This window comes from Aeromonas sp. R5-3, from assembly GCF_040908225.1.
GTDB classification, from domain to species: domain Bacteria; phylum Pseudomonadota; class Gammaproteobacteria; order Enterobacterales; family Aeromonadaceae; genus Aeromonas; species Aeromonas dhakensis.
In genome coordinates, this window is the sequence record NZ_JBFODH010000022.1 from 1 (window position 1) to 13,962 (window position 13,962).

12 protein-coding genes and 1 tRNA gene are annotated in these 13,962 nt (G+C 64.6%); 7 read left to right on the top strand and 6 right to left on the bottom strand.

Annotated features, from left to right (window positions below):
* The first annotated feature begins 182 nt into the window (after nucleotides 1-182).
* Nucleotides 183-259: transfer RNA gene (locus tag AB5Y95_RS14290), tRNA-Asp, on the top strand.
* A gap of 92 nt (nucleotides 260-351) precedes the next feature.
* Here the strand turns inward: AB5Y95_RS14290 and AB5Y95_RS14295 are convergent.
* Nucleotides 352-684: a cupin domain-containing protein gene (locus AB5Y95_RS14295; protein WP_368161451.1), complete on the bottom strand. Its 333-nt coding sequence runs from the start codon at nucleotides 682-684 to the stop codon at nucleotides 352-354.
* A gap of 226 nt (nucleotides 685-910) precedes the next feature.
* On the opposite strand from AB5Y95_RS14295, the gene AB5Y95_RS14300 reads away from it, so the two are divergent.
* The 5 genes from AB5Y95_RS14300 (at nucleotide 911) to AB5Y95_RS14320 (ending at nucleotide 6,178) form a co-directional block, all read left to right on the top strand.
* Nucleotides 911-2,269, top strand: a complete 1,359-nt coding sequence (locus AB5Y95_RS14300; RefSeq protein WP_010635854.1) for an NCS2 family permease — start codon at nucleotides 911-913, stop codon at nucleotides 2,267-2,269.
* Between the two features lie 239 nt (nucleotides 2,270-2,508).
* Nucleotides 2,509-3,579 (top strand): dihydroxyacetone kinase subunit DhaK, encoded by a 1,071-nt coding sequence (gene dhaK, locus AB5Y95_RS14305; protein ID WP_368161452.1) that lies wholly within the window; start codon nucleotides 2,509-2,511, stop codon nucleotides 3,577-3,579.
* 15 nt (nucleotides 3,580-3,594) lie between these two features.
* Nucleotides 3,595-4,224, top strand: coding sequence for a dihydroxyacetone kinase subunit DhaL (gene dhaL, locus AB5Y95_RS14310; protein WP_005306235.1), 630 nt, complete (start codon nucleotides 3,595-3,597; stop codon nucleotides 4,222-4,224).
* Between the two features lie 2 nt (nucleotides 4,225-4,226).
* Nucleotides 4,227-4,943 carry a dihydroxyacetone kinase phosphoryl donor subunit DhaM gene (gene dhaM, locus AB5Y95_RS14315; protein ID WP_094696287.1) on the top strand — a complete coding sequence of 239 codons (717 nt, stop codon included), beginning with the start codon at nucleotides 4,227-4,229 and terminating at the stop codon, nucleotides 4,941-4,943.
* Nucleotides 4,944-5,095: 152 nt separating this feature from the next.
* On the top strand, nucleotides 5,096-6,178 hold the full coding sequence (locus tag AB5Y95_RS14320) for a glycerol dehydrogenase (protein ID WP_368161453.1): 1,083 nt from the start codon (nucleotides 5,096-5,098) through the stop codon (nucleotides 6,176-6,178).
* An 89-nt stretch (nucleotides 6,179-6,267) separates the two neighbouring features.
* Here AB5Y95_RS14320 and dhaR read toward each other — a convergent pair whose 3' ends face one another.
* Entirely contained in the window at nucleotides 6,268-8,178 is a 1,911-nt protein-coding gene (gene dhaR, locus AB5Y95_RS14325) for a dihydroxyacetone kinase operon transcriptional regulator DhaR (protein WP_368161454.1), read from the bottom strand.
* Between the two features lie 67 nt (nucleotides 8,179-8,245).
* The gene (locus tag AB5Y95_RS14330; protein WP_368161455.1) at nucleotides 8,246-9,139 is read right to left on the bottom strand and encodes a LysR family transcriptional regulator; all 894 of its coding nucleotides are present in this window, start codon (nucleotides 9,137-9,139) and stop codon (nucleotides 8,246-8,248) included.
* 155 nt (nucleotides 9,140-9,294) lie between these two features.
* Between AB5Y95_RS14330 and AB5Y95_RS14335 the strand changes: the two genes are divergently transcribed.
* Nucleotides 9,295-10,428 carry an agmatine/peptidylarginine deiminase gene (locus AB5Y95_RS14335; protein WP_368161456.1) on the top strand — a complete coding sequence of 378 codons (1,134 nt, stop codon included), beginning with the start codon at nucleotides 9,295-9,297 and terminating at the stop codon, nucleotides 10,426-10,428.
* Nucleotides 10,429-10,488: 60 nt separating this feature from the next.
* On the opposite strand, the gene AB5Y95_RS14340 is transcribed toward AB5Y95_RS14335, so the two are convergent.
* From AB5Y95_RS14340 to AB5Y95_RS14350, 3 genes are all read right to left on the bottom strand, one after another.
* Complete coding sequence (locus AB5Y95_RS14340) at nucleotides 10,489-11,193, bottom strand: SDR family oxidoreductase (protein WP_368161457.1); 705 nt, start codon at nucleotides 11,191-11,193, stop codon at nucleotides 10,489-10,491.
* Between the two features lie 197 nt (nucleotides 11,194-11,390).
* Nucleotides 11,391-12,488, bottom strand: a complete 1,098-nt coding sequence (ydiK, locus tag AB5Y95_RS14345; protein WP_368161458.1) for an AI-2E family transporter YdiK — start codon at nucleotides 12,486-12,488, stop codon at nucleotides 11,391-11,393.
* Nucleotides 12,485-13,864 carry a phosphatase PAP2 family protein gene (locus tag AB5Y95_RS14350; RefSeq protein ID WP_368161459.1) on the bottom strand — a complete coding sequence of 460 codons (1,380 nt, stop codon included), beginning with the start codon at nucleotides 13,862-13,864 and terminating at the stop codon, nucleotides 12,485-12,487. Before AB5Y95_RS14350 ends, ydiK begins: the two co-directional genes overlap by 4 nt.
* Between the last annotated feature and the right edge of the window lie 98 nt (nucleotides 13,865-13,962).

Genomic DNA, 13,962 nt, shown 5'->3' on the forward strand with positions numbered 1-13,962 from the left:
CTGACCCCATGCCGAACTCAGAAGTGAAACGCTGTAGCGCCGATGGTAGTGTGGCATTCGCCATGCGAGAGTAGGACACTGCCAGGCACCCAATTAAACGGTGATGTGAAAGACATGACCGGCTGCGAGGATGACACCTCATAAAGAAGCAGCAAAAGATTTAGCGAAAGCTAACCGAATGCGGAGCGGTAGTTCAGTCGGTTAGAATACCGGCCTGTCACGCCGGGGGTCGCGGGTTCGAGTCCCGTCCGCTCCGCCACTACTTAAGAAGCCCAGTCTAACGACTGGGCTTTTTTTCGTTTCCGACACCGTCCTCATTTCCCCCGAATTGCCTCTTTTTCCTCATGCGACTCAGTAAAACACGCAGAGCCAGACGGTGGTCATGTCGGGATGGGTCCACTCGACCCTGTGCTTCTGGCGGGCAGGGATATTGATGTGATCTCCCGGCCCCAGCTGGACCAGCTGCTGTTGCTGGGTTTGCGGTTCGATGAACAGCAGGCTGGCTTCGCCCTGCACCACCAGGATCCACTCATGTTCGTCCTGATCGTACCATTCACCGAGGGCCGTCTGATGGCCATGGGAGAGAATGCGCTCGATCCTCAGGTGATTGGTACTGACCAGATCCTGAAAGAGTTCGGTGGGGAGTGGCGAGGGGATATCGTTCAGCAGATTGCGGGTGTGCATGGGTATCTCCCGTCTGGCGGCGTGAATGGTTACCTGCAGTATAGGTGGGTCGTTTACGCTCGCAGGGGAAGAGAGGCAGCCTGAACCCGTCATATCTGTGCCCGAACGAGAACGTTCCCTGTGATTTTGATGAAAAAATCAGGGAAATCGCTGCAATCCGGATAAATTCTTGCTATTTTGCGCGCCATTCACGCAAACGATTTCCTTCACACTTTCAGGATTAGTTATGGCAAAGCAAGATATGGCCGCCCAATCAGGGAACGGCGGCTTTCTGGACTCTTATTTTTCCATTTCTGCACGCGGCAGCAGCGTGCGCCAGGAGCTGGTCGCGGGGCTGACCACCTTCCTGGCCATGGTCTACAGCATCATAGTGGTGCCGAACATGCTGGGTGCTGCCGGCTTTGAACAGGGCCCGGTGTTTGTGGCTACCTGCTTGATCGCCGCTTTCGGCTCCCTGCTAATGGGTCTGTGGGCCAAGCTGCCGATGGCCATCGGTTGTGCCATCTCCCTCACCGCCTTTACCGCCTTCAGCCTGGTGCTGGGGCAGGGGCTGAGCATTCCGGTGGCGCTGGGCGCCATCTTCCTGATGGGGGTGCTGTTCACCCTGATCAGCGTCACCGGCGTGCGCCAGTGGATCCTGGACAACCTCCCCTCCGGCATCGCCCACGGCACCGGCATCGGTATCGGCCTGTTCCTGCTGCTGATCGCCACCAACGGCGTCGGCATGGTGATCAAGAACGAAGGTGCCGGTCTGCCGGTACAACTGGGTGAAGTGACCGCTTTCCCGGTCATCATGACGGTGCTGGGTCTGGCCGCCATCTTTGGTCTGGAACGTCGCAAGGTGCCGGGCGGCATCCTGATGGTGATCATCGCCATCTCCATCCTCGGCCTCATCTTCGACCCGAAAGTGACCTGGCAGGGCTTCTTCGCCATGCCGAGTCTGACGGGCGAGAAGGGCTCTCTGGTAGGTAGCATGGATCTGCTGGGTGCCCTCAATCCGGTGGTTATCCCCACTGTGTTGGCGCTGGTGATGACCGCGGTGTTTGACGCCACCGGCACCATCCGTGCCGTGGCTGGTCAGGCGGGCCTTATCAACGAGCGTGGCCATATCATCAGTGGCGGCAAGGCATTGACTGCCGACTCCGTCAGCAGCATGGTGGCAGGCGCCGTCGGTGGTGCACCGGCTGCCGTCTACATCGAGTCCGCCGCAGGCACTGCCGCGGGTGGCAAGACGGGTCTGACCGCCACCCTAGTCGGCGTGCTGTTCCTGCTGATGATCTTCCTCTCCCCGCTGAGCTATCTGGTACCGGCCTACGCCACCGCACCGGCGCTGATGTACGTCGGTCTGCTGATGCTGGGCAATGTCACCAAGCTGGACTTCAACGACTCGGTAGATGCGCTCTCCGGCATGCTGTGCGCCGTCTTCATCGTGCTCACCTGCAACATAGTCACCGGCATCATGCTGGGCTTCGTGGCCCTGGTGATCGGCCGCCTGTTTGCCGCCGAGTGGAAGAAGCTCAACATCGGCACCGTCATCATCGCCGTGGCGCTGGTCGTTTTCTATGCCGGTGGTTGGGCCATCTAACCCGTCAGCTTATTGCTGTTGTAGCGAAGGGCCCCCGCGGGGCCCTTTTTATTGGCTGTGAGACGGCTAACAGTTTTGCTCTTATTTGCTCTGCACTGTTTCAGATTGAAACGCCAACCTCTCTTCTGCTGTTTCAAATCCGAACCAAACAGCCCGTCATTTTTATCCTCTTTTCTGCCGTTAGACTGGCTCCATCAACCATTTGCCCACCCGAGCGGTGGCAAGCCAAGGAGTGAGCCATGAAGAAACTGATCAATGCCGTCGATGCCGTGGTCCGTGAACAACTGATGGGGATGGCAGCCGCCCACCCCGAGCTCAAGGTACGTATCGAACCCCACTACATCACCCGCGCCGACTCCCCCGTGATGGGCAAGGTGGCGCTGGTCTCCGGCGGTGGCAGCGGCCACGAGCCGATGCACGGCGGTCTGGTGGGCAAAGGGATGCTGGATGGCGCCTGCCCCGGCGAGATTTTTACCTCCCCGACCCCGGATCAGATGTACGAGTGCGGTCAGGCGGTCGATGGCGGCGCGGGCGTGCTGTTTCTGGTGAAGAACTACACCGGCGACGTACTCAACTTCGAGACCGCGGTCGAGCTGTTGCACGGCGATGGTGTAAAAGTGGGCTTCGCCCTGATCGATGACGACGTGGCGGTCAAAGACAGCCTCTACACCGCCGGTCGCCGTGGCGTTGCCACGACCGTGCTGTGCGAGAAGCTGGTCGGTGCCGCAGCCGAGGCGGGCTATGATCTGGCGCGCTGCGAAGCGCTGGCCCGCCGCGTCAACAACCAGAGCCGCACCATAGGGGTGGCCATGCATGCCTGCACCGTGCCTGCTGCCGGCAAGCCCTCCTTCACCCTGGCGGACAACGAGGTGGAGTTCGGCGTCGGCATCCACGGCGAGCCGGGCATCGAACGCCGCCCCTTCACCGACCTCAACACCCTGGTGGAGGACATGTTCAAGGAGCTGGTCGACAACACCCCCTATGGTCGCACCCTGCGCCACTGGGATAGAGCCTCCGGCAGCTGGCAGGAGGAGCACACCTTTATCGAGCCGTTCAACAAGGGTGACCGGGTCATCGCACTGGTCAACAGCCTCGGCGGCACCCCGATCTCCGAGCTCTACGGCGTCTATGGCCGCCTCGCTACCCTGTGTGAAGAGGCGGGCATCCATCTGGTGCGCAACCTGATCGGCCCCTACTGCACCTCCCTCGACATGACCGGCATCTCCATCACCTTGCTCAAGGTGGATGACGAACTGATGACCCTGTGGGATGCCCCCGTTCACACCCCCGCCCTGCGTCGCGGCTGCTAAGGAGCCCTCATTCCCATGCTAAGCAAACATCAGATCGTCAACTGGCTGCTCGACTGCGAGCATATCTTCACCGAGCAGCGTGACTACCTCACGGCGCTGGATACCGACATCGGCGATGGCGACCACGGCCTCAACATGCAACGCGGCTTCGCCAAGGTGGCCGAGAAGCTGCCGGCGGTGGCGGACAAAGACATCGGCCAGGTGCTGAAAACCACCGGCATGACGCTGCTCTCCTCGGTCGGCGGCGCCAGCGGCCCGCTCTACGGCACCTTCTTCATCCGGGCCGCGGCCAGCAGCGATGCCTGCCAGAGCCTGACCCTCGGCCAGCTTGGCAAGATGCTGAGCGACGGGGTGGAGGGGATCGTCTCCCGCGGCCGCGCCGAGCCGGGTGACAAGACCATGTGCGACGCCTGGTGGCCGGCCCTGGCCGCCCTGCAGCAGGCGGAGCAACAAGGCTTGCCGCTGCCCGAGGCGCTGGACAAGGCGGTCGCGGCCGCTGCCGCCGGCACCGAGGCCACCATCCAGATGCAGGCCCGCAAGGGGCGCGCCAGCTATCTTGGCGAGCGCAGCATCGGCCATCAGGATGCCGGGGCCACCTCGACCCTGCTGCTGCTGACCGCCCTGCGCGACAGAGCGAGGTTGTAAACATGATCGGAATCGTAGTGGTCTCTCACAGCGCCCAGCTTGCGGCCGGCTTGAAAGCGCTGGCCGACCAGCTGGGCAGCCCGGCAAAACTGCTGCTGGCGGCCGGAGTCGATGACCCCGACCACCCCATCGGCACCGACGCCATCGCCGTGATGAGTGCGATTGAAGAAGCGGATGACGGCAGCGGGGTGCTGGTGCTGATGGACTTGGGCAGCGCTCTCCTGAGCGCCGAGACCGCCCTCGAACTACTGCCCCCCGAGCTGGGCGCCCGGGTACGGCTCTGCCCGGCCCCGCTGGTCGAGGGCACCCTGGCCGCCGTGGTGGCGGCCGGTTCCGGCCTGACGCTGGATGAGGTCGCCGCCGAGGCGCTGGGGGCCCTTGGCCCGAAACAGGCGATGCTGCCGGGCAAGGCGGAGCCGCAGGCCGTTGAAGCCGCTCCTGCACCCGACGACGGCTGGCTGCGCTGCGAAGTAGTGGTGGACAATCCCCACGGCCTGCACGTGCGCCCCGCCGCCCGCCTGGTGGCCGCCCTCAAGCCCTTTGCCGCCGAACTCAAGCTGCAGAAGGGGAAGAAAGAGGCCAATCCCCGCAGTCTGACCCGGCTCACCATGCTCGATGTGCGCCAGGGGGACACGCTCACCCTGCTGGCACGCGGGGAGGATGCCGAGGCCGCCTTGGCCTGCTTCCAGCAGCTGGCTGCGGAGCGCTTCGGCGACTGACCTGCCTGCTTCAAGGCGCTGTGCTCGCTCGCCGAGCCTGCGCAGCGCCACTGTCATGCAAGTAAAAGACGAAGGAGTCCCCGGCACTGCCGCCCCTTCGCCTCCTTTAGTTTCAAAAGAAGTCTTACGAAATAAAGAGAGAGGGATAAAATATGGACCGCATCATCATCAGCCCCAGCAAATACGTGCAAGGCAACGGGGCCCTCGCCAACATCGGCAACTACGTCAAGGCGCTCGGCGCCAAGCCGCTGATCCTTGCCGACGCCTTCGTCACCAAGCTGGTTGGCGATACCGTGGCCACCAGCTTCCACGGGGCAGGCATCCAGCCCGAGTTCGACTGCTTCAACGGCGAGTGCTCCCGCCCCGAGATTGACCGCCTGCTGGCCCGCTGCAAGCAGACGCCGTTTGACGTCATCATCGGCATCGGCGGCGGCAAAACGCTGGATACCGCCAAGTCGGTCGCCTTCTACCAGCAGGTGCCGGTGGTCATAGTGCCGACCATAGCCTCCACCGATGCCCCCACCAGTGCGCTGGCGGTCATCTACACCCCGGAAGGGCAGTTCAGCGAATATCTGATGATCCCGACCAACCCCAACATGGTCATCATGGATACCGGCGTGGTTGCCCGTGCCCCGGTGCGGCTGTTGGTCTCCGGCATGGGGGATGCGCTCTCCACCTACTTCGAGGCGCGCGCCAACAAGGTGTCCGGTTGCCAGACCATGGCCGGTGGCGCCTCCACCCTGGCGGCCCAGGCCATCGCCGAGCTCTGCTACAAGACCCTGCTGGCCGATGGCTACAAGGCCAAGCTGGCGGTAGAGCAGGGGCTCTGCACCAAGGCGGTGGAGAACATCATCGAGGCCAACACCTATCTGAGCGGCATCGGCTTCGAGAGCAGTGGTCTGGCCGCCGCCCACGCGGTTCACAACGGCCTGACCCAGCTCGCCGAGTGTCATCACCTCTATCACGGTGAGAAAGTGGCGTTCGGTACCCTGGTGCAGCTGGTGCTGGAGAACGCCCCCATGGCGGAGATCGATACGGTGCTGAGTTTCTGCCGCTCCATCGGCCTGCCGACCAATCTGCATATGATGGGGGTCAAGGAGCTGGACATGGCGCGCCTGATGGAGGTGGCCAAGGCCTCCACTGCGGAAGGGGAGACCATCCACAACATGCCGTTCAAGGTCACCGCCGAGGATGTGCTGGCGGCCATCGTCACCGCCCACCAGCTGGGGCTGTAACGACCAGCCAGCTTGCCATAGAAAAGGCCCCGCATTTGCGGGGCCTTTTTCATGTTCAGCGAACCGATATGTAGTGGCTCGGGCCGGCGTCAGCCGTGGTAGTCGGCGGGATCGATCTCGAGCAGTTTCAGCCGTCGCCAGAGGGTGGTGCGGCTGATGCCAAGATGCTGGGCCATCTGGCTCACCTGCCCCTTGCAGGCGTGGGCGCAGCGCAAAATGGCCTGGCGCTCCAGCTCGGCCAGGGTGAGCAGCGGCTGCCCCACCACCTCGTCCGCCACCCGCTGATAACCGTGCCGAATGGCGGCCGGCAGAGCCTCCGGCGGGATCAGCCCCTGACTGGCGTGAAGCAGGGCATGCTCGATGGCGCTGCGCAGCTCCCCCAGATTGCCGGGCCAGGGATAGGCGAGCAGGCAATCGAGGGCCGCCGGACTGAACTGGCGCACCGGCTCGCGCCCCTGCGCAGCCAGCTGCTGGCTGATGAGGCCGGGCAGATCGGCGCTGCGCTCGCGCAGGCCTGGCAGCCACAGCTCGCACGCCTGCAACGCATAGAGCAGCTGGCGGCCGAAGTGCCCCTCCTGCACCTTCTGCTCCAGTGGGGCGCTGCTGGTAGCGATGATCCGCACCTTGAGCGGCAGGATACGGGCCGAGTCGAAGCGCTGCAGGCGGCCGGTCTTGAGCAGTTGCAGCAGCGCCGCCTGCATGGGGGCAGAGAGGCACTCCACCTGCTCCAGCACTAGCGTGCCGCCGTGGGCCAGCTCGAACTTGCCGGCCCGCTCCTGTCCGGCCTCATCGGAGCCCATCAGCTCCAGCGCCATCCGCTCGCTCGGCAGGGCCTGACAGTTGAGGGTGATGAGCGGCCCGGCGGCCCGCTCGCTGCCGAAGTGGATCGCCTCCGCCAGCTGGGCCTTGCCCACCTCTTCCTCGCCGCGCAGCAGGATCGGGCCCTGGCTGTGGGCCGCCTGCCGGGCGTAACGCAACAGCTTGCGCATGGCGCTCGATTCGCCCACCAGCGCCGACAGCTCGGGTACCGTCTGGCGCAGCTGACTGATGGCCCGCAGCCTGTCGACCGGGTGCAGCAGGGCGATAAAACTGACCCCGTCCGGCCCGGGTAGCGGCTTGAGGCTCACCAGCGCATTGATGAACTCCCCCTCCTGAGCGCCGAGCTTCTCCAGCGTCACTTCCACATGGCTGAGTGGAGTCTGCCCCTTGATGGCGAGCTGCAACCGCTGGGGCAACAGCAGGTGCTGCTCCAGTGGCTGGCCGAGGCAGAGCGCCGGATCGAGCCGCAGCCGATTGGCCGCCAGCGCGTTGAGGTAGCGCAGCCGGCCCTGGGGATCCCAGGCCAGTACGCCGTCATCCATGCCGTCCAGCAGGGCGTAGAGCTCGCTCAGGTGGTGCTGGGACTCCTGCATCAGGGTCTCCATCTGCAGCAGGTGGGCCAGCTCGCGCCCGGCGCTGACGGTGAGCGCCAGATCGCCGGCGCTCGCCTCCTCCACCTTGCAGGTCAGCGCCATGATGGCGACCTGACGGCCGTTGCTGTTGTAGACCGGGCTGGCGCAGCTGTGCCAGGGGTGGAGGGTCTGATTGAAGTGCTGGGGGCCGCTGACGCAGAGCGGCACTCCCTCCAGCGCCGCCAGATTGATGGCATTGGTGCCGATGCGCCCCTCGCTGAAGAAGGCGCCGGGGCCAAACCCCAACGCCGCCAGCTCGCGCAGGGTGTCGGGGTGGCCGGTCTGGGCCAGCAGGCAGCCGCTCTCGTCGGTGAGCAGCAGGGCGCAGGGGCGCCCCTCCATGAATTCGTAGAGATCCTCGAGCGCCATCTCGCCGGTGGTGAGCAGGTCGCGCTTGCGCTGGCGCAGGCTCTGCAAGGTCTGCCCCTTGGCACTGTGGGGCGGATGCCAGAGGGTGGCGCTGGTCTGGTGGGCGCAGCGCAGCCAGGAGGCCTGCAGATAGTCAGGCCAGTCCCGGGCTGGCGGCATGGAGGCGGACAGGATGGTCACGACAAGATCCGGCAAAGAGACGAACGCCCATTTAACCACCCTTGCCGGCCCGTTTCAGTGACCTGCCTCAGAGGGATGGCAAACCATCCTCGGCGGGAGCGGGGTCGGCAAACTGCAACTCAAGCCAGCGACAGAAGGCGCGGCACTCCGGCATGGTCTCGCTCTCCTGATGTACCAGCAGATGCCACTGCGGCCCCTTGACCCTGTGGGTGGAGAGCGGCAACAGTTGCCCCTGCTGACGGGCGGGACGGGAGAGCCGCTCGCTCACCAGGGCGATGCCGAGCCCCTGGCAGGCGGCGTCCAGCAAGAGACCGGGATCGGAGAAGTTGAGCCCCCGGGTCTGCAGCTGCAGATCTTCCCCGCCCTTGAGGGTCCAGTGGTGCCAGTCCAGCACCCGCTCCCCGTGCAATGTGGTGCGCTCTGCCGCCGGCAACGCCAGCACGGAAGGGGCGGCCACCGGCAGCAGGCGGTCTGCCAGCAGCAGCTGGTGGCGACACTCGGCCTGGGGAGCCAGATCCCAGCGCAGGGCAAGATCGATGGTCTGCTCGGCCATGTCGGGCTCTTCGTCGCTGGTGAACAGCCAGAGATCGACCTCGGGATGGGCGCGATGAAAGGCCCCCAGCCGCGGCAGCAACCAGTGGCGGGCGAGGGTTGTGCTGGTGTTGAGCACCAGCTGGTTGGGTTTGCGGTACTGCTCCAGCCGCTGGATCCCCATCGCCAGCTGCAACAGCACGCTCTGGGTGGTCTCCAGCAGATCCTGCCCCGCATCGGTGAGGGTGACCGAGCGCCCCTGCCGGTGAAACAGCGGCTGGCCCAGCAGCTCTTCCAGCGAGCGGATCTGCTGGCTGATGGCGGACTGGGTCAGGTGCAGCGCCTGCGCCGCCTGATGAAAACTGCCGAGCCTGGCCGCCGCCTCAAAGCCCCGCAGCACGTTGAGCGGGGGCCACTGTTTGAACACCATTGATTAGCTCCACTTATCACTTTTACGGAAAATCGATCGTTTGTTCGCCATCCATGCGACAGATAGTCTATTACTCAACGCAATTTGATTAACAGCGCTTGTCATTTTCGGCCACTCATCGACGGTCAAGAGCGCGATCATCCAAGGAGTTTTTCATGTCATCCCGACGCAACGTCTTGAAACAGCTGGCCGCCATTGGCGCGCTGGCCGGGCTCGGCAACCTGCCGGGCAAGGTCAGTGCAGCCAGCAACAACGCAGGTGAAGATACCGCCACCAGCGGCGAGCCGTTCCATATGCCCGATGAGGCCGCCTCTCAGACCCGGGTCTGGGTCGCCTTTGCCGCCAGCGCGGATATCTGGGGTCGCGATTACCAAGAGGTGCAGGCCACCATAGGCCGGCTGGTGCAGGCCATGGTGCCCTATACCCAGGTGAGCGTGCTCTGCCGCAAAGCCGAACAGGCGCTGGCCCGCCAACTCTGCGGCGAACAGAACACCCGCTTTATCGTCGCCGAGCTGGACGATATCTGGCTGCGGGATACCGGCGGCGTCTTCGTCCAGAACGGCAAAGGGGAGCTGGGGCTGGTGGATTTCAACTTCAACGGCTGGGGTGACAAGCAGGAGCACGAGCAGGATGCGGAGGTAGCCGAGCTGATCAGCCAGCAGGCCAGCACCCGTCATCTGCGGAGCAAGCTGACCGGTGAGGGGGGCGGCATCGAGGTGGATGGCAACGGCACCGCCATCCTGACCGAGAGCTGCTGGTTCAATAACAACCGCAATCCGGGGGTGAGCAAGGCGCAACTGGAGGCGGAGCTGAAGGCCAATCTGGGGCTGCGCAAAATCATCTGGCTGCCCGGCATCAAGGGCAAGGACATCACAGATGCTCACGTCGACTTCTACGCCCGCTTCGTGCGCCCCGGGGTGGTGGTGGTCAATCTGGACAACGACCCCCAGTCCCACGACTACGAGGTGACCCGCCGGCACCTGGCCATCCTCAAACAGGCCACCGATGCCGACGGCAACAAGCTGGAGCTGCATGTACTGCCGCCACCGCTCGATGGGCGGGACAACCGCTTCAGCCGCAGCCGCGACTTTGCCGCCGGCTATATCAACTATCTGCCGATCAATGGCGCCGTCATTGCCCCCGAGTTTGGCGACAAGGCGGCCGACCGCTACTGCCACGAGCTGTTGGCCCGTCTCTACCCCGGCCGTGACATCGTGCAGATCAATATCGATCCGGTGGCCGCCGGTGGTGGTGGCATTCACTGCATCACCCTCCATCAGCCAGCCTGATACTCCCTTGCCATGAGCTGACGGGGCGCTTCGGCGCCCCTGTTTGCCTCTCAGCAGTCCTCAGATCCCTGTCATGCCGATCTCGTCCAGCTGCACATGGGCGGGTTGACGCAGTGTGTAGAGTACGGCCTCGGCCAGATCCCAGACCTGCAACCAACCGGGTTTGCGCTCATCCGCACAGGCCGGTGGTGGCACCTGGACCAGGCCGGGACAGAGGGTGTGAACCCGAATGCCCTGATGCTGGACTTCTTCCCGCAGCGCCTTGGCAAACCCCAAGACGGCAAATTTGGCGGCGCAGTAGACGCTGGCCCTTGCATAGCCGTTTTTGGCGGCCTGGGAGGCGATGTTGATGATGGTGCCGTGGCGCCGAGACAGCATGTCCGGCAGGCAAGCCTGGGTCAGCAGGAAGCTGCCTTTGGCGCAGGTGTCCATCACTCTGTCCCACTCCGATTCCGGCAGATCCTGCACCAGATAATCGCTGCCGACCCCGCTGTTGTTGACCAGCAGATCGATGGGGCCGAGCAGTGCGCTGGCCCGGGCATGCTGGGCTCGAACCTGAGAAGCATCGCAGACATCCAGCACCAGAGGCAGGACTCTTACCCCGTATTGCGTCGAGAGGCGGGTAGCCTCTTGCTCCAGCAGGGCGTGGCGACGGGAGGCCAGCACCAGCTCCACCCCTTCCCGAGCCAGCGCCTCGGCGATGGCCAGCCCAATTCCGCTTGCGCCGCCGCTGATCAGGGCGCGGGTTGCTCTCAGTTCGTTCATCTGTTGTTTCTCCTGAATGGTGGCGCCATTGTGGTGGGCGGCAGCGAGAGGGAACAGGGGGAGAAAGGGGTTGGCTCGAACCTTGGTTCGGATTTGGCTGAAAACGTTCGAACTTTGGTTCTGTGCCGGCACAAGGCCTTGCTCTTTGGCTCTTGTCTGTAAAACAACAACGCCGCCCTCTCGGGCGGCGTTTGACCTTATGACAGTGCCTTGTCATGAGGTAGGGCGTCTACCTTGTCACCGGTAGGGTGGTCACCCTCCTTGATCCAGGCATCCAGCAGGGTGTAACCCACCGCCAGCACCACCGGGCCGATAAAGAGGCCGATGATCCCCATCGCCAGCAAGCCGCCGATAACCCCCACCAGAATGAGGATCAGCGGCAGGTCGGCGCCGCGCTTGATCAGGAAGGGGCGCAGGAAGTTGTCCATGGTGCCCGCCAGCAGCGACCAGACCAGCAGGAAGGTGCCCCAGGTGGTGTCGCCGCTCCAGTAGAGGTAGCCGACGCAGGCCAGCAGCACCGGGAAGGGGCCAATCTGGGCGACGATAAGCAGGAACATCACCACCACCAGGATCATGGTGTAGGGGATGCCGGCAATCAGCAGACCGACACCGGCCACCGAGGATTGCACCAGGGCGGTCACCACGACCCCCATGGCCACGGCGCGGATCGCCTGTGAAGCGAGCACGGTGGCGTTGTCGCCGCGCTCGCCGGCCAGCCGGTGGGCGAAGCGGCGAATGCCGGTCGCCACCACTTCACCGGAGTGGTAGAGCAGGCCGCAGATGCCGACGGTCAGCAGGAAGTGGACGAACAGCAGCCCCAAATTGCCCGCCTGGGAGGCGAGCCAGCGGGCGGTCTGGCCGAAGTAGGGGGCCAGCTTGGCGAACAGCACCTGACCACCGCTCGCCAGGATCTGCTGCCAGAAGTCATAAAGCTTGCTGCCCACCAGTGGCACCTGCTGCAGCCAGAGCAGCTCGGGGGGCGGGGAGTGGCTGATGGTGGTGCCCAGCTCGATCAGCATGGGCGCCTTCTCCGCCACGTTGGCCAGCGCCATGAAGAGCGGGATGACGAACATCAGCAGCAGCACCAGGGTCATGAAGAGGGCCGCCAGGGCGCGCTTGCCCCACAGCAGGCGCTGCACCATCAGCATCAGCGGCCAGGTGGCGATGGTGATCATGGTGGCCCACACCAGCGCGGGCAGGAAGGGGCGCAGCACCATGAAGCAGGAGACGATGAGGAGGCTGATAAACAGCACTCCCAGGGTTATCTTGGCTAAATCCACTTTTTTCATATTCATAGCAATCCCTTGTCAGGGCCTGGGCCCTTGGGTAGCGGGTCATTATTCACGAGAGAGAGTATCCACCAGAGACCGGCGCTCAACCAGAGCCCCAGGCAACAATAAAGCAGCCACTGGCCGAGCAGAATGAGCCAGGAGCTGGTCAGCCAGAGCGGCAGCGCCCACCACAATGCCCCCAGCGGCAGGCCACCGAGCAGGGCCAGCAAGGGGAGACGCCAGCCGGCCGGCGCCGTGCGCGGCAGCGGCAACAGCATGCCGAGGGTCAGCCCCAGGCTGAAGGTGGCCAGGCCCGCCAGCGCCGAAGATTGGCTCCACCCGGCGGCCAGCGCGCAGGCGAGGGTGAGCCCGACCCAGCCCCGGCGACTGGCTGCCAGGCCGGCGAGGCGGGGATACAGGGCCAGCAGCAAGGCGCCAAGTAGCAAACCGGCCGCCACGTCCGACAGGAAGTGTACCCCGAGCCAGACCCGGGCCAGTCCGGTCAGGGCGGCCAGCAGCAGGGCCAGGGAGGCACTGCGCCAGGGGTTGGCGGGCCAGCAGGCTCTGAGCAACACGCCCCAGAACAGCAGCGCCGAGGCGGCGTGGCCGCTCGGCATGCCGAAACCCTGGGCGCTGCCCTGTGCCAGGGCGGGGTCGAGATGGAAGGGTCTGGGCCAGCCGATCCCCTCCTTGGCCAGCTGCACCAGCAGGGTGAGGGTCAGCATGGTCAGCAGCAACTGGCGCACCCGGGGCCAGCCCAGCCAGGGCAGCAGCAAGGGTAGCAGGGCAAGCTGAAAGGCGGCTGAACCGAACAGGTTGCTGACCTCGAGCCAGCGCACCTGGGCACCGAGCCAGGTCTGCAGCTGGTGGATCAGCGGGACTTCCATGCGGTGCAGTGCATTGCCCTCGCCACGAAAATCGGGCAGCCAGAGCACGGGGCTGTCGGGCATGGCGGCCAGTTGGGGGGCCAGCAAGTCGAGCTGGGCCGGGAAGCGGCGTTGATCATCCGGCAACCGGGCCGGCGCGATCAGCCTGGCGTTGAGGATCTCGCCGCCCAGATTGGGGGCCTGCAGCAGGGAGACAAAGCCAGAGCCGGTCTGTGCGCGGATGGGCTCCAGGGTTTGACAGGCAAACAACAGGGCGCGCTGCCATGGCCCCAGCTCGGCGACGACCCGGCCCCGCAGACCTGTCTCTTCATACAGCTCCCGCAGCGCCGCCTGTTGCGGTGTCTCCCCTGCATCTATGTAGCCACCGGTCAGGCTGTAGCGGGAGGAGACCCTGTCCTGCACCAGCAACAGCTGCTGCTGGTGCTTGACCACGCAGACGGCCGCCGTCGGGGCGGCAAGGAGGGGCGGTGACGACAGCAGGAGGCAGAGCAGCAAAAAACAGTGGCGCAACATGAAGGCCTGACCGATAGGGGGTGATGGACACAAGCGTCACAGAAATCAGATAGTTGGGCAATGGTTTGTGGCCGGGCGCCGGGGCCGGGCCGGCGTGG